Consider the following 19357-nt stretch of genomic DNA (forward strand, 5'->3'; position numbering starts at 1 on the left):
ACAAAAAAGCTGCCCGAAGCATCGGGCAGCAGTGTCGTGAGGACTAGCGAACCGTCGTCGATGTCGTCGACATGCTCGGCTTGGAGCCCGGCACATGCGACATGGTCTTGGTGGTCGAACCGACCTGCTCACCCGCTTTCACCTTGGTGCGCGTGTGCGAGCGGCTGAACGTGCCGCCCTCATGCGCCTGCGCGCGGGCATTGGCGTTGAGCACCGGGCCATTGCCCTTGTTCATGCTGGTGCCGGTCTGCGCTTTGCCATTGGCTGCCGCCGCGCTGCCGCCGGCCGCAATCGAGGAGCCGGTGCGGCCGGACGCCGAAGTCGAGGTGCCGCCGGTGCCGAGCGTGGTGGCCGAGGTGCCACCGGCAGCCGCGGACCCACCGGTGCCGCCCGTCATGCTGGTTTGCGCAAAGACCGGCGAGGAGGCGGCGAGCAGAAGCGCGACCGCCGAGGCCGTGATAAGTGTTTTCATGAATCAATCCTCTTGTTCAAGGCGACGATGTCGAAATCGTGCAGCCATTGACAGTGACTGTGCTGGCGCTGGTCGAACCAGGCCCACCTGACGTCGATGACGAGCTCGACACGTTGCCGCCGCCGGCCTGGACATGCACCGACGATCCTCCGGCCGAACTCGAGCTCGACAACGACCCAGCCGACGAGCTCGATCCAGTCGTGCCGGAGCCAGACGAACCGAGTGCGGTGATGCTGCCGTCAGGATGTTTTTCGACGGTCACCTTGCAGGTCTGGCCCGATGCGTTCTTGCCGGTCTTTTCCATGGTCTCCGCAAAAGCAGTGCTGCCCATCAGGGCGATCACCGCGATCGCAATGCTCGACTTGTTCATTGCGTTCTCCTCCAACAGAGATGAAGGGAGCGGCATTGCCGCCGCTCCCTTTGGACCAAGGCGTCAGTCCTTGTCCTTGTCCTTCTTCATCTCATCCTTGTGGTGGCCTTTGCCCTTTTCCATGCCCATGTCGCCAGCATGGCCGGCGGATGAGCCGGCTGCGCCGACTGTCGAGCCGCTCTTGCCGCCACCCGCGGACGAGCCGCCGGTGCCGACAGTCGAAGCGGAGTTCGATCCCGAGCCCGCTGCGGAGCCGCCGGTGCCTAGACTCGACGAGCTCTTGCCGCCACCCGCCGAGGAGCCGCCGGTGCCGAGCGTCGAAGCCGAACCGGAACCGGTGCCGCCGCCGGCCGCGGAGCCGCCCGTGCCGACCGTGGAACTGCTGGTGCCACCGCCCGCGGACGAGCCACCGGTGCCGAGCGTTGAAGCCGAGCCGGAGCCGCTACCGGAGCCCGCTGACGAACCGCCGGTGCCGATCGTCGAGTTGCTCGTGCCGCCGCCGGCCGAGCTGCCGCCCGTTCCAACCGTCGAACTCGATTGCGCGACCGCGAGTGCAGTACCGGCCAGCAGCGCCGCTGCGGCCGCAGACAATTTCAGGATCCTCATGTCCCATCTCCTCCAATTTTCAAATTGCCAAAACAGGCGTGGGATAAAGTGGCAAGCATACGAAACGTTCCGACGGCATTTGCACCGGCTATGCACGAAACGCGTTGCATTGAAGTAGCCGCTACGACGATGCGTTCCGTCGATCTCGACGCTCCTGAGCAGCGGCTGATGCTCCTGCTTGGTTAACCCGGGACTAACCCGCATCCAGCGGTCTGCAACCAGCCATTAAGCACGCCTCAACATCGCTGCCTTAGTCTCGCCCTACTCACTTTTCGCAAACAACGGCGGCTTATCCTGCCGCGTGAAGTGACATCAGGGGGTTCATCATGCGCGTTGCATTGCTGCTGGCTGCGACCGTCGTCGGCACGCTCTTCGCCAGTCCATCCAATGCCGGCTCACCCGAGGCTGCATCCGCCGATGCCGCGCAGGCGCTGCCGCCCGGATTCCAGAGCTACCGCGGCTACATGTTCGACCTGTCGGAGAACTCCGACCGCAAGGATGTCGACAAGCTCACCGAAAATCTGAAACGCCAGATCGACGTCGTGGAGAGTGTCGGCCTTTCGCCGCGCGTGACGCGCTTCTTCCGTACCGTCCCGATCATCGCGAGCGAGCTGGCCTGTCTCGACGAAGGCGCCGCCACCGCCTGCTACGGCCGGGTCACGCCGGACATCCAGCGCACGGCGCCACGGACGCTGACGGTGTGGGATCACGACAAGCAGCGCTGGACCAATCCGAACGCCGTGGACCTCGCGGTCGATTCGGGGCTCGGCGTGATCATGGTGCGGCCGGACATGATGCGTTACGAGAAGGAAGCCGTGCTGCTCCACGAGATGTTGCACGCCTATCACGCGCGGCTGTTGCCGGACGGCTACGCCAACAAGGGCGTGATCAGCTATTACGCTTACGCGAAGTCCAAGGACTTCCTGCCCAAGGAAGCCTATGCGCTGAAGAATCCCATGGAATTCTTTGCCGTGACGGCCAGCATTTTCCTGGCCGGCAAAAGCGAATTCCACGACCCCAAGACCCGCGAAGCGCTCAAGGAAAAAAATGCCGGACTATTACAAATATCTGGTCGGCGTGTTCGGCTTCGACCCCGATCCGGCGGCGGCTTCCAGCGGACCGGTGGCCTCGCTGAAGTGAAGCGGAGCTAGCGCCCCTCGCGCCAACCAACCCCAATCATCACGGCAAAGGTCGCGCTCCCCAGCGCGGCCTTTTTGTTTTGTAAACCGGAAGCTGCGGATGACGCGCGGCCGGGAATTGCCAAGCCGGGGCTCGATCTGCATAGTCCCGCCCGCATCGGTACCTGTTTCGAAAAGGATAGAACAACATGGCGGACGCCGACCTGGATGTCGTGATCCGGCAACTGGCCAGACAGCTGCATACGGGCCTGATGACCCGCGCCAAGGAGCGGCGGGATCGCCTCAACGGCCTTGCGGCCAAGGCCAAAGGCAAGGAGACGGGCGACCGCTTCAAGATGATGGCCAAGGCCACGATGGAGCAGGCGACCGCCGCCGCCAAACGCCTCCAGATGTCTGCCGACAACGTCGCCGACAGCTATGCCCGCGCAATGCGAGCAGCGGCCAGCACGCCGGTCGCGGCCAAGGCGGAGCAGAAGAAGGCGGAGAAGAAGGCGCCGAAGGAGAAGCCGGCGAAGAAGGCGAAAGCGAAGAAGGCGAAATAATCGCGACGCCTCCTTCCTTCTCCCCTTGTTGTGGGAGAAGGTGGCATAGGCGGCCTTCGGCCGCCGTTCACTTAGGACGCCGATGCTTCGCATCGGCTATGGCGCCGGATGAGGGGTGCTGTCCGCGAACTCAAATCGAAAGATTCTTCCTCGCGGTGAGATACCCCTCACCCGTCTCGCCGCTATCGCGGCGAGCCACCCTCTCCCACAAGGGGAGAGGGAAAAAGCGCCCGGAATATCGCGAAAATCCTATCGCCGCGGCCCGGAGACCTCCGTCGGCTCGGTGGTCGAGAGCTCGGCAAGCTTCGCGCGGGCAGCGTCGTGGGTGCGGCCATCCTTGCCTGGAGGCGACGCAAGCGCGGCTTCGAAATCGGCGCGGGCATCGTCGGCCTGGCCGCGGGCGAGGAACGCCAGGCCGCGATCGTAGCGGGCTTGCGCGTCCGACGGGTCGAGGCGGACGGCGGTGCTGTAGCTCAAGATCGCGCGATCGAGATCGCCTTTGGCGGCGAGCGCAACGCCGCGCTCGTGGTAGGGCGCGGCGAGCCTGGGATCGAGCGCGATCGCCTCGTCATAATCGGCAATCGCAAGCTCCACCGCACCGTTCTGCCGGCAGGCCAGCGCGCGATCGCGATAGAGCGAAGCGCGGCTGGGATTGAGGTGGATCGCTTCGTCGAAATCGGCGATTGCCCGCTGATAGTCGCCGTGGCGCAACGCGATCCGCCCGCGCCCCTCAAAGGCAAAGGCGATCAGCGAGCCGCGAAACGGGGAGAAGCCGATCACGGCCGAGCAGATATCGGGCTCGTCTTCGTCACCGCAATTCACGACCGTATGCGTGGACAGGCCAATGAGCACGCCCAGGACGATCAACAATGGCACTACAGCTCTGGTCATGCTCGACGGTGACCGGCAGCGCGCCGGCCACACATCCCCTTTCGAAGGAACACTCTCGACCAGGTGTTAACACCGGAGGGACCTGCCCTGTGTGCGCCAGATCACAAAGGCGCGCGACGACATTGCTGCGCATGAGCAGCGCTCAGAACGCCCGCCCTTCGGCGAACCACGTCAAGTCGAGAACCAGAAGAAGCTCTTCCAGGCCATCAAGGCGAGCAAACAGCACCAGCCTACCGTCACTGCTGCGAGCGACGTCAGGAGAAGCGCGCCTTCCATTCGTTCTAAAAAGCCCTCACGTGGTGCAATATCGCGTTCGACCACGTGCTCGATCTGCAACGGTACCATGCGAACCTCCGGCAATTTGCATTTGCAAACTCTGCCACTCGGCAAGCATTCCAACCTGTTGCTCTCCCAGCCAAGGCGAGCAACGCTGGTCCGACTCAATGTGCGACAAAGCGCAAGAGACATTTCGGATGTGCGCGGCAGCAGTCTGCATCCTGACAATGACCGCGGCAGCTACCGGCAATGCGACGTTGCGCGACAGATTTCGCGCTCGAATTGCAGCATCGTAGACATGCGTTCGCGCCGCCGCGATCGCTCAGCCCCAAGGACCGCGTGAAGGACCGCGTGACGGACCACGCGACGACGAGCGGCCCCACGGTCCCTGCGGCGGATAGTTTTCATTCGCACCGACCGACGGCATGGCCTGCGCGCCGAGCTCGGCTGCCAATTGCTGGAGCGCCGCGATGCGGTTCTGCGTCGAGGGATGGGTGGCGAAGAGACTGTCCACGCCATGGCCCGACAGCGGATTGATGATGAACATGTGCGCGGTCGCGGGATTGCGCTCGGCCTCGAGATTCGGCACCTGATGCGCAGCATTCTCGATCTTGACCAGCGCCGATGCCAGCCACATCGGCTGGCCGGCGATGCGCGCGCCGAGATTGTCGGCGGCATATTCGCGGGTGCGGCTGATCGCCATCTGCACCAGCATGGCGCCGAGCGGCGCCAGGATCATCATCAGGATCGAGCCGACAATGCCGGGACCGTTGTTGTCGCGGTTGCCGCCGAAGAACATCCCGAACTGCGCCAGCATCGAGATGGCGCCGGCAATGGTCGCGGTGACCGTCATCAACAGCGTATCGTGATGTTTGATGTGCGCGAGTTCATGCGCGATCACGCCGGCGAGCTCCTCGCGGCTGAGCTGGCGCATCAAGCCGGTGGTGACGGCAACCGCGGCGTTCTCCGGATTGCGGCCGGTCGCGAATGCGTTGGGCTGCGGCTCGTCCATCAGGAAGACGCGCGGCATCGGCAGCCCGGCGCGGCGCGCAAGCTCGGCGACCAGGCCGACCAGCTCCGGTGCGCTGGCGCGGTCGACCTCATGGGCGCCGTACATCGAGAGCACCATGCGGTCGGAGTTCCAGTAGGTGAAAAGATTGGTCGCCGCCGCAATCAGGAGCGCGATCATGGCGCCGCCGGCACCACCGATCAGATAGCCCACGCCCATGAACAGGGCGGTGAGGCCTGCGAGAAGCATTGCGGTACGAAGATAGTTCATGGCCGTCTCCCGGGCCGGCCACGGCCGCTCGAGGCGTCGAAAGGCCGGCGAGCATGAGGTGGGGATGACCCCGGCTAGCCCGCAAGGTTTCAGGGTGCGTCGCGGCGCCGCGGCTATTGACCCAGCCCGGGACAGCCGGGCACGATCGACGCCATGCATTTCGAGATTCTCGGCGAAATGACCGAGGTCGAAACCTTCGCCAGCGGCTCGGGCATTCGCGAGATCGCCCGGCTGCGGCGAATCTATGGGCGAGGCCGCTGGCGCAAGCGCAAGGGTGTCGCCCGAGTGCGATTATCCGATGGCTCTATCCACCTCGCTGAGATACATTGGTATGAGGCTGCCGGCATCGGCCGCAAGGAGTTCAAAATCAAAGGCCTGCTCTGAAGACCATGACGAAATCGCGAAGCAAGCAACTGGTGATCTGCGTGAACAACGAGGGCTACGCGGCCTCTCTGGAGAAGCGCAAGATCTACGAGGTGCTGCGCGACCCGGCGGCCGATAAGCACGGCATGCTGCGGATCATCGATGAGTCGGGCGAAGACTATCTTTATCCGAAGACATTCTTCCGCTCCATCGCATTGCCGCTCGCCACAAAGCGCGCCGTATTGGCGGCCTGACGCTCATCCGCCCAGCACCAGAGATATTGATGCCGATGAACTGCCTTGGTTCTCGCCTTGCGGTCGCAACGATCGCGGTCTCATTTATCCTCGCTCTTCCTGCCTTCGCCCAATTCGCGCCGCCGGCTGCAAGGCCTGCCGCTCCGAAAACGGCGGCCTCACCGCGCGCGGCGTCGTGCCACAACGGGGCGAACTTCGATCGCTTCCTGGCTGATGTGAAACAGAAGGCGGTGGCGGCCGGCGTATCGCAACGGGCGCTTTCGGAAGCTTCGCCATACCTCGTCTACGACCAGGGCATCGTCAACCGCGACCGCGGCCAGCGCGTGTTCGGCCAGCTCTTCACCGAATTCGCCGGCCGCATGGCCGCACCCTATCGCATGCAGAACGGCCAGCAGCACATCAAGACATACGCCGCCGCGTTCGCGCGCGCCGAGAAAGAATACGGCGTGCCGCCGGCGGTGATCGCCGCGTTCTGGGGACTGGAGAGCGATTTCGGCGCCAACATGGGCAATCTGCCGACGCTGAAATCGCTGGTGTCGCTGGCCTATGACTGCCGGCGTTCGGAGATGTTCGTGAACGAGACCATCGCGGCGCTGAAGGTCATCGACCGCGGCGATCTCACGCCGGAGGAGATGATCGGCTCCTGGGCCGGCGAACTCGGCCAGACGCAATTCCTGCCGACGCATTACGTGAATTACGCCGTCGACTATGACGGCGACGGCCGGCGCGACCTGCTGCGCAGCGCGCCCGACGTGATCGGCTCGACGGCGAACTACATCGCCAACGGATTGAAGTGGCGGCGCGGCGAGCCGTGGCTGGAAGAGATCAAGGTACCGCAGAACCTGCCGTGGGATCAGACCGATCTCACCGTACAGCAGCCGCGCGCGAAATGGGCCCAGCTCGGCGTGACTTATCCGGACGGAAGGCCGCTGCCCAACGACAATCTCGCGGCCTCGGTGCTGCTGCCGATGGGACGGACCGGACCGGCCTTCATGGCGTATCCGAATTTCGCAGCCTATACCGAATGGAATAACTCGCTGATCTATTCGACCACCGCGGGCTATCTCGCCTCGCGCATCGCGGGCGCCGCGCCGATGCGCAGGCCAGCCGGGCAAGTGACGCAACTGCCGTTCAACGAACTCAAGGAATTGCAGCAGTTGCTGGTGCGCGCCGGCTTCAATGTCGGCAAGGTCGACGGCGTGCTCGGTCAGCAGAGCCGCGCTGCGGTGAAGGCGATGCAGATCAAGTACAGCCTGCCCGCCGATTCCTGGCCGACCGCGGAGCTGCTCGCGCGCATGCGCGGCGGCACGGCCCAGGCGCAACCGGCGAGCGCGATCCGCTGAGCGCCCTTTGTCATGCCCGCGAAGGCGGGCATCCAGTACTCCGAGGCGCTTCGGTTCGATGCCTCGCGTCTGGGCGTACTGGATCGCCCGGTCAAGCCGGGCGATGACAGCCGGAGAATTTTCGCACTGCACGGGCGGTTTCCGCGATTGTATTTTTCCCTGACGCTCCCATGTCTGTGGCTCAGGTTTCTCCTGAAATCTCCCACCATTGAAGCGAGCATCACATGTCCTTTCACGACGCCGTCGTCCCCGCCTACTTGCAAATGCTGAACAGCCTCATCGGCCTGCTCACCAAGGCTGAGGCGCATTGCGCGGCCAAAAAGATCGACCCGAGCGTCCTGCTCGGCTCGCGCCTGTTCCCGGACATGTTGCCGCTCTCGAAGCAGATCCAGCTGGCCAGCGATTTCGCCGCCAAGGGCTGTGCACGGCTGACGCATAGCGACCTGCCCTCGACGCCCGACACGGAGACGAGCTTTGGCGAGTTGAAGCAGCGTCTCGCCAAGACGGTCGACTACGTCAAATTGTTCAAGCCGGAGCAGTTCGAGGGCGCCGACACCAAGGACGTCACCTTTCCGGTGGGCCCGGACCGGTCGATGACTCTCAAAGGCCAGCAATTCTTCAGCGCGTTCTCGCTGCCGAACTTCTATTTCCACGCCGCGACCGCCCACGGCATTTTGCGCCATAACGGCGTCGAGATCGGCAAGCGCGATTTCATGGGCCTGAACTGAGTTCGCGGGCCGCGGCAGCGGAAATTCGCTGCCGTGGCCGAAATTGCAGGTGAATTGTACCAGACAGGGTGGCGCGCGCAGCACGCCTGCACTTTCCGTATGGCTCCTCCCTTGCGTTGATTGCCGCGATGCACAAATGTTCCGGACCTCTCATCGTCTGGAAGCATACTCATGAGCCGTCCCACCAAATTGTTTGAGACCTACAAGCTCGGCCCGATCACGCTTGCGAACCGTTTCGTGATGGCCCCGCTGACGCGCAACCGCGCTGCGCCCGGCACTTTCGTGCCGAGCCCGCTCGCCGCCGACTATTACGGCCAGCGCGCTTCCGCGGGCCTCCTGATCACCGAGGCGAGCCAGGTCTCGCAGCAGGGCCAGGGCTATCAGGACACGCCCGGCATCTACTCCAAGGATCAGGTCGCCGGCTGGCGCAAAGTCACCGAGCGCGTCCATGAGCGCGGCGGCAAGATCTTCATCCAGCTCTGGCATGTCGGCCGCATCTCGCATGTCGACCTCCAGGCCAATGGCGCAGCCCCGGTGGCGCCCAGCGCGATCCGCGCCAAGGGCAAGACTTTCGTCAACGGCACCTTCGCCGACGTCTCCGAACCCCGCGCGCTCGAGCTCTCCGAAATTCCAGGGATCATCGACGACTTCAAGCGCGCCGCGAAGAATGCATTGGAGGCCGGTTTCGACGGCGTCGAAATCCACGGTGCTAACGGCTATCTGCTCGAACAGTTCGCCAAGGATGGCGCCAACAAGCGCACCGACGCCTATGGCGGCTCGATCGAGAACCGCGCGCGGCTAACACTGGAGGTCTCCAAGGCCGTTGTTGCCGAGGCAGGCGCCGACCGTACCGGCATCCGGATCTCTCCCGTGACGCCGGCCAACGATATCTCGGACTCGAACCCGCAAGCCTTGTATGACCATATCGTCGATGGCCTCAGCGCGCTGAAGCTGGTCTATCTCCACGTCGTCGAAGGCGCCACCGGCGGTCCGCGTGACATCGCGCCGTTCGACTATGCGGCGCTGCGCAAGCGCTTCTCCGGCACCTATGTCGCCAACAACGGCTACGATTTCGAGCTAGCGACCAAGGTCCTCGATGCGAACGCGGCCGATCTCATCGCGTTCGGCAAGCCGTTCATCTCCAACCCGGATCTGGTCGAGCGGCTGAAGCAGGGCGCGGCGCTGAACGATTGGGACAAGAACACGTTCTACGGCGGCGGTGCCAAGGGGTACACGGATTACCCGGCGCTGGAAGCGGCCGAGCCGGCGGAGTAGGTCGTCGTCGCCGCTCCATCCTCCGTCATTGCGAGGAGCCCGCGACAAAATTGCAGAGCAATTTGCGCTGGCGACGAAGCAATCCGGACCGCCTCCGCGGTAAGACTCTGGTTGCTTCGCTTCGCTCGCAACGACGGTGTGGGGTCGGCGGGCCGAACTGACAAAGAAAGCAAAAAAGGCCGGGATCGCTCCCGGCCTTTCCCGTATTGCTGCGTCGTCGCGTCCCTGCTCTAATGCGACGATGGATGCCACCGAGACACTCGTTCGCCGCGCGACTGAAGCGTTCAATTCGGGCAAGCCGGATGAGGCGCAACGTCTGTGTGAACAAGGCCTTGCACGCGAGCCTGGCGATCCGGTGCTGCATCATCTGCTGGCCGCTGTGTTGTTCTCCAGGAATGCCATCGCCCCTGCTCATGCGCATATCGACGTGAGCCTTGCCAAGCGCCCCGGCAATGCCGCAGCACGGCTGCTTGCCGCCCGCATTGCGCGCAGCGAGGGGAACTTCGACGTCGCGCTCGCGCACATCGATTCGGCGATCGCCACCAGCCCGCAACGCGAAATGTTCGTCGAGAAGGCGAGAACACTCGATCAGGCTGGCCTGAGGGCTCAAGCACGAGAATCCTGGCGAGCGATCCTAAAGGTCATCCCCGGTCACCAGGAAGCGGCGGCACGGCTCGGCCGGCTAACGTGGGAGGATGGCGATCCCGCCACCGCCGCTAACCTGCTCGAACAGGCGGTCGCAACGGGCGCACCGGCTTCGGTTTGGTTCGATCTTGGCGTCGCGCGACAGGATTTGCGTGACCACACCGGCGCGGCAAGCGCCTATCGCAAGGCGCTCGAACTCAAGTCCGACCATGCGGAGGCCGCGCTCAATCTCGGCATCGCCTTGCAAGAGAGTGGAGCGGTCGACGACGCCATGCGCGCCTTTGCCCAGGCCTATCGCCTGCGGCCGCAATTGTTCGGCTCGATCGCGATGGCGCTGACCTCGGCCTCACATGGCCGCCTCTGGCTTGACGAGGACGGATTGCGCCGCGCATTAGGAGATTAGGCGTCCACGTTTCGCACGGAAATGCTTGCGGTAGACGTTGGGCTCGGCCAGCACGTCGGCAACGACCTTCGCGTAAGCCTGCTGGTGAGGCTCGTCAAACACCTCGAACGCGAGCTCAGGTGCTTCGCGCGGTACGGCAAAACACTGCGCGACCGGAGTCCCCTTTTCGAGAACGCCGGAAAAACCCGGCTCAATCCATACGGCCGGAAAGTTGATGCCGCCGTCGTGAAACCGGTCGGCGTCGACCAGACCCGAAACCAGGCGGAATGGCAGATCATCGCGATTGACCGGATGCGTCGCGAACAGCGACCAGCCGGGCTCGAGCTCGATCGTCCAGAAACTGTTGAACTTGATCGCAGACCGCCCGTTCGCGAAAGGCGCAGCAGCGAATTGGGCTGCGGGGTGGAAACTCAGAGGCGCACGCGGATGTCCCGAGGTCGCCGGCTCCGGGATGTCCCAATCCCAACTGAATTGTCCCGACTCGATCCTGATGTCGCATGGCAGCGGAATCATGACGCCATGGGCCATCGCATCGACGAAGGGCGGACATTGCTTGACCGTGCGTATGTCTCGGCCGTGGACGTCCGAGTGCGCCTTCGCCGGCATTGCGCGCAGCCAGTCGGGCAAGGCTCTGCGCGCCGGATAGGGCCGGATCAAGTGGTCGGCCAGCATGGGATCGCAACGGAACGTCATGCGCATGGCGAAGTCTCGCTTCCGGATCTAGGCCCGCCAATTCAGATCAAGGCCGTCGGCAACGCAATAGGCCAATAAGACAAAAGGCCGGGATCACTCCCGGCCTCCTGCTCCTGGACAGCCGGAACGAGCCCGGCCGTCGTGATGTCTGCGAATTACTTCGCTTCGGCGCGCTTCGGCGGCGAGGCCGGCCACGACTTGATGAGCGTGTCGTAGTCGACGGTCTCGCCCTTCGGCTTCTCGTTCGCGAGCTTGCGCTGCGGAGCGATGTTGCCGTCCTTGGCCGACTTGGCAAACCAGTATTCGGCCGTCTCCTTCTTGTTCAGCTTCGGCCCGCAGGCGCCCTGGACGCCGGATTTCTCCAGACGCTCCATGACGGAATCCTGCGCGGCTGCCAGCGAGTCCATCGCCGCCTGCGGCGTCTTCGCACCGGACGACGCATCGCCGATGTTCTGCCACCACAATTGCGCAAGCTTCGGATAGTCAGGCACGTTGTTGCCGGTCGGGGTCCACTGCACGCGCGCGGGCGAGCGGTAGAACTCGATCAGGCCGCCGAGCTTCGGTGCTCGTTCCGTGAAGCTCTTGTCCCAGATGTCGGATTCACGGATGAAGGTGAGACCGACATGGCTCTTCTTGAGGCTCGTCGTCTTGGAGACGATGAACTGGAGGTAGAGCCAGGCCGCCTTGCGGCGATCGACCGGGGTCGACTTCAGCAGCGTCGCCGAACCCACGTCCTGGTAGCCGAGCTTCATGCCCTCTTTCCAGTAGGAGCCGTGCGGAGACGGAGCCATGCGCCACTTCGGCGTACCGTCCGCATTCATGACCGGCAGGCCGGGCTTCACCATGTCGGCGGTGAAGGCGGTGTACCAGAAGACCTGCTGGGCGATATTGCCTTGGGACGGCACCGGTCCCGATTCGGAGAAGGTCATGCCTTGCGCCTGCGGCGGGGCATATTTCTTCATCCAGTCGAGATACTTCACGATCGAATAGACCGCCGCCGGGCCGTTGACGTCGCCGCCACGCTCGACGCTCGAGCCGACCGGACGGCAGCCTTCCATCCGGATGCCCCATTCGTCGACCGGCAGGCCGTTCGGAATGCCCTTGTCGCCGTTACCGGCCATCGAGAGCCAGGCATCGGTGAAACGCCATCCGAGCGAAGGATCCTTCTTGCCGTAGTCCATGTGGCCATAAACGCGGGTACCGTTGATTTCCTTGATGTCGTTAGTGAAGAAATCAGCGATGTCCTCATAGGCCGACCAGTTCACGGGCACGCCGAGATCGTAGCCGTACTTGGCCTTGAACTTGGCCTTGTAGTCGGGGTTGGTGAACCAGTCGTACCGGAACCAATACAGGTTGGCGAACTGCTGGTCGGGCAGCTGATAGAGGTGACCGTTCGGCGCGGTCGTGAACGACTTGCCGATGAAGTCGTTGACGTCGAGCATCGGGTCGGTGACGTCCTTGCCGTCCTTCGCCATCCAGTCGGTCAAGTCGACCGCCTGGCCGTAACGGAAGTGGGTTCCGATGAAGTCGGAGTCGTTGATCCAGCCGTCATAGACGTTCTTGCCGGACTGCATCTGGGTCTGGATCTTCTCGACGACGTCACCTTCCTGGATGATGTCGTGCTTCACCTTGATGCCGGTGATTTCCTCGAACGCCTTCGCGAGCGTGCGGGATCTGTACTCGTGCGTGGTCAGGGTTTCGGAGACGACGTTGATCTCCATGCCCTTGAAGGGTTCAGCGGCCTTGATGAACCACTGCATTTCCTTCATCTGGTCGTCTTTCGACAAGGTCGACGGCTGGAATTCGCTGTCGATCCACTTCTTGGCGGCGGCTTCGTCCGCGCGCGCCGGCGCGGCAATCGTCATCGAAGCCGCGATCAGCGCGACCGCGCTGGTCATGGTCAGAAGACTGTCCTTGGTCGTTCGCAAGTGTCGCATCTAGTTTCCTCCGGTTGTAGCGACAAACAAAATCCAGGCCCGGGTAGACCCCGGATCTGCTCTTTCTCGCCTGACTCAGACGGTGCGAAAAATCACCGCGCCTGAAACAAGCGAAATCACGGTTGCGAGCCACAGGCTCGTAATCTCAAGGGTCCCCTCCCCCATCGGCAGCGTCGCGATCGGGTCAGTGCCGACCAGACCGATCCACGCAAGGTGAATGACGGCGGCGGCAATCAGCGAGATGAAGAGGCGGTCACCGCGCGTGGTCGGAATGCGCAGAATCCCGACGCGCTCGGCCTCCGGATAGACGGCGGCCAGCCAGGTCATCACGGCCAGCGTGCAGGCGAGCGCCACAAAGAAGATCGCCGTCGGCAGCGTCCATGCCATCCATGCGATGGATTCCATTGTCGCCTCCCCTCACACCCGGCCAAGCGCGAAGCCGCGCGCGATGTAGTTGCGGACAAACCAGATCACCAGCGCGCCGGGGATGATGGTGAGCACGCCGGCCGCGGCCAATAGCCCCCAATCCATTCCGGCCGCCGAGACCGTACGGGTCATGACGGCGGCGATCGGCTTGGCGTTGACCGACGTCAGCGTGCGCGCCAGCAACAGCTCGACCCAGGAGAACATGAAGCAGAAGAACGCCGCTACGCCGATGCCGCTGGCGATCAGCGGCACCAGGATCCTGATGAAGAAACGCGGGAAGGAATAGCCGTCGAGGAAGGCCGTCTCGTCGATCTCGCGCGGCACGCCGGAGACGAAGCCCTCGAGGATCCACACCGCCAGCGGAACGTTGAAGATGCAATGCGCGAGCGCGACGGCCCAGGGCGTATCGAACAGGCCGATCGCCGAATAGAGGTTGAAGAACGGCAGCGCGTACACCGCGGCCGGCGCCATGCGGTTCGAGAGCAGCCAGAAGAACAGATGCTTGTCGCCGAGGAAACGGTAGCGAGAGAACGCATAGGCCGCGGGCAAGGCCACGGAGATCGAGATGATGGTGTTGATGACGACGTATTCCAGCGAGTTGATATAGCCGGAATACCAGCTCTCGTCGGTGAAGATACGCCGGTAGTGCTGCAGCGTCGGGGTGTGCGGCCACAGCGTCATCGTCGAGACGATCTCGGCGTTGGTCTTGAAGCTCATGTTGACGAGCCAATAGATCGGCAACAGCAGGAAGATCAGGAACAGCGCCATGATGAGGCGGCGGCCGGGAATCGAATGCATCAGGCCACTCCTTCCTTTGGCTTGGGTGCAGTCACGGGCTTGAGCCCGGCCGAAGGCTTGGCGTCAGCAGGTTTTGAATCCAAGGACTTGGGCTCCGCCGCCGGCTCGTTCTCCGCCCGGACTCTGCGCTCAGTGCCGGCATTGGTCATGACGGTGTAGAAGATCCAGCAGACGATCAGGATGATCAGATTGTAGACCAGCGAGAGCGCCGCGGCCTTGCCGAGGTCGAACTGCCCGAGCGCAATCTTGACCAGCTCGATCGACACGAAGGTCGTCGAGTTGCCCGGTCCGCCGCCGGTGACGACGAACGGCTCGGTATAAATCATGAACGAGTCCATGAAGCGCAGCAGCACCGCGATCAGCAGCACGCGATTCATCTTCGGCAGCTGGATCGCCCTGAACACGGCCCAGCGCGAGGCGCCGTCGATTTGGGCAGCCTGATAATAGGCCTCCGGGATCGACTTCAGGCCAGCGTAGCAGAGCAGTGCGACGAGGCTGGTCCAGTGCCAAACGTCCATGACGATGACGGTGACCCAGGCGTCGATGTCGTTGGAGACGTAATTATAGTCGATGCCGATGGCGTTGAGCACATAGCCGAGCAGCCCGATGTCGGGCCGGCCAAAGATCTGCCAGATCGTGCCGACCACATTCCACGGGATCAACAACGGCAGCGCGAGCGTGACGAGGCAGGCGGCGACCGTCCAGCCGTCGCGCGGCATCGACAGCGCGACCACGATCCCAAGCGGCACCTCGATGGCGAGGATGACCATCGAGAAGAACAGGTTGCGCCCGAGCGAGGCGAGGAAGCGGCCGCCGAGGTCGGTCGAGGGATCAAGCAGTTCCTTGAACCAGCCGACGCCGTTCCAGAAGAACTGGTTGTTGCCGAATGTGTCCTGCATCGAATAGTTCACCACCGTCATCAGTGGCAGCACCGCCGAGAAGGCGACGACCAGGAAGACCGGCAGCACCAGGAACCAGGCTTTTTGGTTGATAGTCTTGTCCATCAGGCGGCTCCCTCCACCAGAAGGCTATCGGCATAGACGTGAAGATGCGCGGGGTCGAATTTCAGGCCGGCGGTGCCGTCCGAGCTGGTGAAGCCGGCGCGCGCACGCGCGGCAAGTTTTGCGCCACCGAGGCGCGCACGGGCAAAGCGGATGCGACCGAGATCGTCGATGCGCTCGATGTTTGCGGTGAGGAGGCCGGGCGCCGGCGCGACGACGTCGACAAACTCCGGACGCACACCGATCTCGATTTTCGCGCCCGCCGGCAATTTGTCGTAGCTGCGATTGAGCGCGATGGCATGGCCGCCGATCCGCGCCTCTCGTCCCTTCACTTCGGCCGGCAGGATGTTCATGCCGGGCGAGCCGATGAAATAGCCGACAAACGTGTGCGCGGGCTTGTCGAACAGCTCGGCCGGCGTGCCGCTCTGCACCACGCGGCCGTCATGCATGACCACGACGGTGTCGGCAAAGGTGAGGGCCTCGGTCTGGTCGTGGGTGACATAGATCATCGTCAGGTCGAGCTCGCGATGCAGCGCCTTCAGCTTGGAGCGAAGCTGCCATTTCAGCTCGGGATCGATCACGGTCAGCGGCTCGTCGAACAGCACGGCGGCGACGTCGGAGCGGACGAGGCCGCGGCCGAGCGAGATCTTCTGCTTGGCGTCGGCCGTGAGCCTGGTCGCCTTGCGGTTCAGATAGGGTTCGAGGTCGAGCAGGCGGCCGATCTCGGTGACGCGCTTGTCGATCTCGGCCTTCGCCACGCCGCGGTTCTTCAACGGAAACGCCAGGTTCTGCCCCACCGTCATGGTGTCGTAGATCACCGGAAACTGGAACACCTGGGCGATGTTGCGCTTCTGGGTTGACAGCGGTGTGATGTCTTCGCCGTCGAACAGGATTTTCCCCCGCGACGGCGCGATGATGCCGGAGATGACGTTGAGCAGCGTGGTCTTGCCGCAGCCGGACGGCCCGAGCAGCGCATAGGCGCCGCCCTGTCGCCAGGTCATCGTCACCGGCTTCAGCGCAAAGCTCTCCTGCGGTGCATCATTGCCGCCGTAGGAGTGGGCGAGATCGACCAGGTCAATGCGGGCCATGGCGCATCTCCCTCACGTATTTTTCTTTAACGCGTTTTCTTCACGCGAACCGCCAGGCACTTCGCTTGAAAACGCTATGGGACACGGCGCGGCGACCAGGCGGTCGGCCGCATCGAACACGAAGACGTCGTTGGGATCGAGCACGGCGTCGATGGTCTGGCCGGGCTCGAACTCGTGAACCCCGTGCAGCACCGCAACCCAGTTCGATCCGTCGCGGGTCAAATGCACGAAACTCTCCGAACCTGTGATCTCGGTCACCGTGACCGTGGCATGGAAGGCGTGGCGGTCGGTCTCGCCGTTGGCAAGTGCGAGCTGGTGCGCGCGGAAACCGACGCGATAGGCGCCATCGGCGAGCGACGAATAGAGACCGGACGCCGGCGCGGCAATGCCTCCGGCATATTGCACCGAGCCGTTCTTCTTCTCGATGCCGACGAGGTTGAGCGGCGGATCCGAAAACACCTGCGCCACGCGCAACGTCTGCGGCTGGCGGTAGACGTTGGGGGTGCCACCGATCTGGAGCGCCTGTCCCTCCCACATGCAGACCGTGTTGCCGCCGAGCAGCAGCGCCTCGCTGGGTTCGGTGGTGGCATAGACGAAGATCGCGCCCGATGCCTCGAAGATGCGCGGCAGCTCGGCGCGCAGTTCTTCGCGCAGCTTGTAGTCGAGATTGGCGAGCGGCTCGTCGAGCAGCACGAGGTCGGCGCCCTTGACCAGCGCACGTGCCATCGCCGTGCGCTGCTGCTGGCCACCGGAGAGCTGCAGCGGCGTGCGCTTCAGGAAGGGCTCCAGCCGCAGCAGTCTTGCGGCTTCCGCGACACGCTTTTCGATCTCCTCGCGCGACTTGCCCTGCACGCGCAACGGCGAAGCAATGTTCTCATAGACCGTGAGCGAGGGGTAGTTGATGAACTGCTGATAGACCATCGCAACCGAACGTTGACGCACGTCGACGCCGGTCACGTCCTTGCCCTCGACCAGCACCTTGCCCGAAGTCGGCTTGTCGAGGCCGGCAAGCAGCCGCATGATCGAGGTCTTGCCCGACAGCGTCGGCCCGAGCAGCACGTTCAGCGTGCCGCTCTCGAGCGTCAGCGAGACGTCGCGGATGTGCGGAACCCCGTCGACGGTCCGGGTCACGTGATCGAGTGTCACGCTCATGAGCGTCCTCCTGCTTCCAACAGGGGACTTTGCGGCACAGCATGGGTCCTGATCCAGTCGTCAAGCGTGGCAATTTCGTCGGCAGATAGTCGAAGGCCGAGCTTGAGCGCCGCCAGACGATGTCCTCGGCGGTCACCGCCCATTCGTTGGCCATGAGGTAGCGAACCTCCCGTTCGGTCAGTGTCGCACCAAAAGCCTGGCCGAGATCGGCGGCCGACTTTGCCTCGCCGAGCAGCTTGATGGCGCGGGTGCCGTAGGCGCGCGCGAGGCGCCGCGCATGCTCGGGCTTGAGGAAGGGATATCCCCGCAGGAGGTCTGCGATCAGACCGTCGACGGCCGACACGTCCATGTCGCCGCCGGGCAGCGGCCATTTGCCGGTCCAGCCTTCGCGCGCTTTCGCACTGCGGAGATAGGGCGCGAGCCGTTCCAGCGCCTCTTCGGCAAGGCGGCGATAGGTCGTGATCTTGCCGCCATAGATCGACAGCAGGGGCGAACCGCCCGGCGTATCGAGCTCGAACACATAGTCGCGGGTCGCAGCCTTGGCTTCGCTAGCGCCGTCGTCATAGAGCGGACGCACGCCGGAATAGGTCCAGACCACGTCCTGCGGCGTCACCGGCTTGGCCAAATATTCGCTGGCCGCAGCGCAGAGATACTGGATCTCCTCCACTGTGGCCTTCACCTTGGACGGATCACCGTCGTAGTCGCGGTCGGTGGTGCCGATCAGCGTAAAGCCGTCCTGGTAGGGGATGACGAAGATGATGCGGCCGTCCGCGTTCTGGAACATGTAGGCGCGGTCGTGGTCGTAGAGCTTCTTGACCACGATGTGTGAGCCCTGCACCAGGCGGACTTTTGCCTTGGCGTTGACGCCGGCGCCGCGGCCGAGCACGTCCTCGACCCAGGGGCCGCCGGCATTGACCAATGCACGGGCCTGGATCTGCGAGCGCGCACCGGTCAGCGTGTCGACCATGCCCACGGTCCAGATGCCGTCGGACTGGCGGATTTCGGTGGCGCGGGTGCGGGTGCGGATCTCGGCGCCCTTGTCGGCGGCATCGCGCGCGTTGAGCACGACGAGGCGGGCATCATCGACGAAGCAGTCGGAATATTCGAACGCGCGGGTATAGCGATTCGGGATCAGCGGACGGCCGACCTCGTCGCGCTGGAGATCGACCGAGCGCGTCGCCGGCAGCAGATGCCGGCCGCCGATATGATCGTAAAGGAAAAGACCGAGGCGCAAGAGCCAGGCCGGGCGCAGACCGGCGTGATGCGGCAAAAACGAAACGAAGGGGGCGGATGATGTGGGGCGCGATGCCCCAGAGGATTTCGCGCTCGATCAGCGCCTCGCGGACCAGCCGAAACTCGTAATATTCGAGATAGCGCAGGCCGCCATGCACGAGCTTGGTCGACCAGGACGACGTCCCGCTCGCCAGATCGTTCATTTCGCACAGGAAAACGGTGTTGCCGCGGCCCACAGCGTCGCGCGCGATGCCGCAGCCGTTAACACCGCCTCCAATGATGGCGAGGTCGAAAACACGCTCCAACAGACGCATCCCCCGGGCGACCACCCGTTCAATCGAGTGGTTACTTTCGCTTTTGATTAGATCACAGCCAAAAACGAAAGCAACATGAAAGAGAGGCGGGAGGAAGCGAAAGCGGAACTTTTTTGGTGGGCAACTTGG

20 protein-coding genes and 2 pseudogenes are annotated in these 19357 nt (G+C 63.7%); 8 read left to right on the forward strand and 14 right to left on the reverse strand.

Going from position 1 to position 19357, the window contains the following annotated elements:
• Window positions 1–43: 43 nt before the first annotated feature.
• The 3 genes from AB8Z38_RS15195 to AB8Z38_RS15205 form a co-directional block, all read right to left on the reverse strand.
• Window positions 44–472: a hypothetical protein gene (locus AB8Z38_RS15195; RefSeq protein WP_369725905.1), complete on the reverse strand. Its 429-nt coding sequence runs from the start codon at window positions 470–472 to the stop codon at window positions 44–46.
• 16 nt (window positions 473–488) lie between these two features.
• Window positions 489–842, reverse strand: coding sequence for a hypothetical protein (locus AB8Z38_RS15200; RefSeq protein ID WP_369725906.1), 354 nt, complete (start codon window positions 840–842; stop codon window positions 489–491).
• Between the two features lie 63 nt (window positions 843–905).
• On the reverse strand, window positions 906–1448 hold the full coding sequence (locus AB8Z38_RS15205) for a hypothetical protein (RefSeq protein WP_369725907.1): 543 nt from the start codon (window positions 1446–1448) through the stop codon (window positions 906–908).
• 326 nt (window positions 1449–1774) lie between these two features.
• On the opposite strand from AB8Z38_RS15205, the pseudogene AB8Z38_RS15210 reads away from it, so the two are divergent.
• Both AB8Z38_RS15210 and AB8Z38_RS15215 read left to right on the forward strand, forming a co-directional pair.
• A pseudogene (locus AB8Z38_RS15210) lies at window positions 1775–2588 on the forward strand (hypothetical protein).
• A 187-nt stretch (window positions 2589–2775) separates the two neighbouring features.
• The gene (locus tag AB8Z38_RS15215; protein WP_369725908.1) at window positions 2776–3129 is read left to right on the forward strand and encodes a hypothetical protein; all 354 of its coding nucleotides are present in this window, start codon (window positions 2776–2778) and stop codon (window positions 3127–3129) included.
• A 249-nt stretch (window positions 3130–3378) separates the two neighbouring features.
• On the opposite strand, the gene AB8Z38_RS15220 is transcribed toward AB8Z38_RS15215, so the two are convergent.
• The 3 genes from AB8Z38_RS15220 to htpX all read right to left on the reverse strand — a co-directional run bounded on the left by AB8Z38_RS15220 (window position 3379) and on the right by htpX (window position 5575).
• Window positions 3379–4020 carry a tetratricopeptide repeat protein gene (locus AB8Z38_RS15220; protein ID WP_369725909.1) on the reverse strand — a complete coding sequence of 214 codons (642 nt, stop codon included), beginning with the start codon at window positions 4018–4020 and terminating at the stop codon, window positions 3379–3381.
• A 171-nt stretch (window positions 4021–4191) separates the two neighbouring features.
• Window positions 4192–4365: a hypothetical protein gene (locus AB8Z38_RS15225; protein ID WP_369725910.1), complete on the reverse strand. Its 174-nt coding sequence runs from the start codon at window positions 4363–4365 to the stop codon at window positions 4192–4194.
• Between the two features lie 253 nt (window positions 4366–4618).
• Window positions 4619–5575 (reverse strand): zinc metalloprotease HtpX, encoded by a 957-nt coding sequence (gene htpX, locus AB8Z38_RS15230; RefSeq protein ID WP_369725911.1) that lies wholly within the window; start codon window positions 5573–5575, stop codon window positions 4619–4621.
• A 153-nt stretch (window positions 5576–5728) separates the two neighbouring features.
• On the opposite strand from htpX, the gene AB8Z38_RS15235 reads away from it, so the two are divergent.
• The 6 genes from AB8Z38_RS15235 (at window position 5729) to AB8Z38_RS15260 (ending at window position 10586) form a co-directional block, all read left to right on the forward strand.
• Entirely contained in the window at window positions 5729–5959 is a 231-nt protein-coding gene (locus AB8Z38_RS15235) for a hypothetical protein (RefSeq protein ID WP_369725912.1), read from the forward strand.
• A 41-nt stretch (window positions 5960–6000) separates the two neighbouring features.
• Window positions 6001–6192 carry a hypothetical protein gene (locus AB8Z38_RS15240; RefSeq protein WP_369725913.1) on the forward strand — a complete coding sequence of 64 codons (192 nt, stop codon included), beginning with the start codon at window positions 6001–6003 and terminating at the stop codon, window positions 6190–6192.
• 29 nt (window positions 6193–6221) lie between these two features.
• Window positions 6222–7535, forward strand: coding sequence for a lytic murein transglycosylase (locus AB8Z38_RS15245; protein WP_369725914.1), 1314 nt, complete (start codon window positions 6222–6224; stop codon window positions 7533–7535).
• A gap of 224 nt (window positions 7536–7759) precedes the next feature.
• Window positions 7760–8263, forward strand: coding sequence for a DUF1993 family protein (locus AB8Z38_RS15250; protein WP_369725915.1), 504 nt, complete (start codon window positions 7760–7762; stop codon window positions 8261–8263).
• A 171-nt stretch (window positions 8264–8434) separates the two neighbouring features.
• Window positions 8435–9538: an alkene reductase gene (locus AB8Z38_RS15255; RefSeq protein WP_369725916.1), complete on the forward strand. Its 1104-nt coding sequence runs from the start codon at window positions 8435–8437 to the stop codon at window positions 9536–9538.
• A gap of 241 nt (window positions 9539–9779) precedes the next feature.
• On the forward strand, window positions 9780–10586 hold the full coding sequence (locus AB8Z38_RS15260) for a tetratricopeptide repeat protein (protein ID WP_369725917.1): 807 nt from the start codon (window positions 9780–9782) through the stop codon (window positions 10584–10586).
• Here the strand turns inward: AB8Z38_RS15260 and AB8Z38_RS15265 are convergent.
• From AB8Z38_RS15265 to glpD, 8 genes and pseudogenes are all read right to left on the reverse strand, one after another.
• On the reverse strand, window positions 10575–11285 hold the full coding sequence (locus AB8Z38_RS15265; RefSeq protein WP_369725918.1) for a hypothetical protein: 711 nt from the start codon (window positions 11283–11285) through the stop codon (window positions 10575–10577). The two genes, AB8Z38_RS15260 and AB8Z38_RS15265, sit on opposite strands and share 12 nt — an antisense overlap.
• A 149-nt stretch (window positions 11286–11434) precedes the next feature.
• A complete protein-coding gene (locus AB8Z38_RS15270) occupies window positions 11435–13216 on the reverse strand; it encodes an ABC transporter substrate-binding protein (protein WP_369725919.1) in 1782 nt (593 codons plus the stop codon).
• Between the two features lie 75 nt (window positions 13217–13291).
• The gene (locus tag AB8Z38_RS15275; protein WP_369725920.1) at window positions 13292–13621 is read right to left on the reverse strand and encodes a DUF2160 domain-containing protein; all 330 of its coding nucleotides are present in this window, start codon (window positions 13619–13621) and stop codon (window positions 13292–13294) included.
• Between the two features lie 12 nt (window positions 13622–13633).
• Window positions 13634–14440 (reverse strand): carbohydrate ABC transporter permease, encoded by an 807-nt coding sequence (locus AB8Z38_RS15280; RefSeq protein ID WP_369725921.1) that lies wholly within the window; start codon window positions 14438–14440, stop codon window positions 13634–13636.
• Window positions 14440–15444 carry a carbohydrate ABC transporter permease gene (locus AB8Z38_RS15285; protein ID WP_369725922.1) on the reverse strand — a complete coding sequence of 335 codons (1005 nt, stop codon included), beginning with the start codon at window positions 15442–15444 and terminating at the stop codon, window positions 14440–14442. The genes AB8Z38_RS15280 and AB8Z38_RS15285 overlap by 1 nt, the downstream gene beginning before the upstream one ends.
• The gene (locus tag AB8Z38_RS15290) at window positions 15444–16529 is read right to left on the reverse strand and encodes an ABC transporter ATP-binding protein (RefSeq protein WP_369725923.1); all 1086 of its coding nucleotides are present in this window, start codon (window positions 16527–16529) and stop codon (window positions 15444–15446) included. Before AB8Z38_RS15290 ends, AB8Z38_RS15285 begins: the two co-directional genes overlap by 1 nt.
• Before the next feature lie 12 nt (window positions 16530–16541).
• Window positions 16542–17681, reverse strand: coding sequence for an ABC transporter ATP-binding protein (locus AB8Z38_RS15295; RefSeq protein WP_369725924.1), 1140 nt, complete (start codon window positions 17679–17681; stop codon window positions 16542–16544).
• Window positions 17678–19228, reverse strand: a pseudogene (glpD, locus tag AB8Z38_RS15300) (glycerol-3-phosphate dehydrogenase). The gene AB8Z38_RS15295 and the pseudogene glpD overlap by 4 nt, the downstream one beginning before the upstream one ends.
• Between the last annotated feature and the right edge of the window lie 129 nt (window positions 19229–19357).

This window comes from Bradyrhizobium sp. LLZ17 (genome assembly GCF_041200145.1).
Lineage (GTDB): Bacteria > Pseudomonadota > Alphaproteobacteria > Rhizobiales > Xanthobacteraceae > Bradyrhizobium.

Coding starts and splice junctions, on each gene's coding strand:
- AB8Z38_RS15195 (WP_369725905.1), bottom strand. CDS start 472: ATGAAAACACTTATCACGGCCTCGGCGGTCGCGCTTCTGCTCGCCGCC.
- AB8Z38_RS15200 (WP_369725906.1), bottom strand. CDS start 842: ATGAACAAGTCGAGCATTGCGATCGCGGTGATCGCCCTGATGGGCAGC.
- AB8Z38_RS15205 (WP_369725907.1), bottom strand. CDS start 1,448: ATGAGGATCCTGAAATTGTCTGCGGCCGCAGCGGCGCTGCTGGCCGGT.
- AB8Z38_RS15215 (WP_369725908.1), top strand. CDS start 2,776: ATGGCGGACGCCGACCTGGATGTCGTGATCCGGCAACTGGCCAGACAG.
- AB8Z38_RS15220 (WP_369725909.1), bottom strand. CDS start 4,020: ATGACCAGAGCTGTAGTGCCATTGTTGATCGTCCTGGGCGTGCTCATT.
- AB8Z38_RS15225 (WP_369725910.1), bottom strand. CDS start 4,365: ATGGTACCGTTGCAGATCGAGCACGTGGTCGAACGCGATATTGCACCA.
- htpX (WP_369725911.1), bottom strand. CDS start 5,575: ATGAACTATCTTCGTACCGCAATGCTTCTCGCAGGCCTCACCGCCCTG.
- AB8Z38_RS15235 (WP_369725912.1), top strand. CDS start 5,729: ATGCATTTCGAGATTCTCGGCGAAATGACCGAGGTCGAAACCTTCGCC.
- AB8Z38_RS15245 (WP_369725914.1), top strand. CDS start 6,222: ATGCCGATGAACTGCCTTGGTTCTCGCCTTGCGGTCGCAACGATCGCG.
- AB8Z38_RS15250 (WP_369725915.1), top strand. CDS start 7,760: ATGTCCTTTCACGACGCCGTCGTCCCCGCCTACTTGCAAATGCTGAAC.
- AB8Z38_RS15255 (WP_369725916.1), top strand. CDS start 8,435: ATGAGCCGTCCCACCAAATTGTTTGAGACCTACAAGCTCGGCCCGATC.
- AB8Z38_RS15260 (WP_369725917.1), top strand. CDS start 9,780: ATGGATGCCACCGAGACACTCGTTCGCCGCGCGACTGAAGCGTTCAAT.
- AB8Z38_RS15265 (WP_369725918.1), bottom strand. CDS start 11,285: ATGCGCATGACGTTCCGTTGCGATCCCATGCTGGCCGACCACTTGATC.
- AB8Z38_RS15270 (WP_369725919.1), bottom strand. CDS start 13,216: ATGCGACACTTGCGAACGACCAAGGACAGTCTTCTGACCATGACCAGC.
- AB8Z38_RS15275 (WP_369725920.1), bottom strand. CDS start 13,621: ATGGAATCCATCGCATGGATGGCATGGACGCTGCCGACGGCGATCTTC.
- AB8Z38_RS15280 (WP_369725921.1), bottom strand. CDS start 14,440: ATGCATTCGATTCCCGGCCGCCGCCTCATCATGGCGCTGTTCCTGATC.
- AB8Z38_RS15285 (WP_369725922.1), bottom strand. CDS start 15,444: ATGGACAAGACTATCAACCAAAAAGCCTGGTTCCTGGTGCTGCCGGTC.
- AB8Z38_RS15290 (WP_369725923.1), bottom strand. CDS start 16,529: ATGGCCCGCATTGACCTGGTCGATCTCGCCCACTCCTACGGCGGCAAT.
- AB8Z38_RS15295 (WP_369725924.1), bottom strand. CDS start 17,681: ATGAGCGTGACACTCGATCACGTGACCCGGACCGTCGACGGGGTTCCG.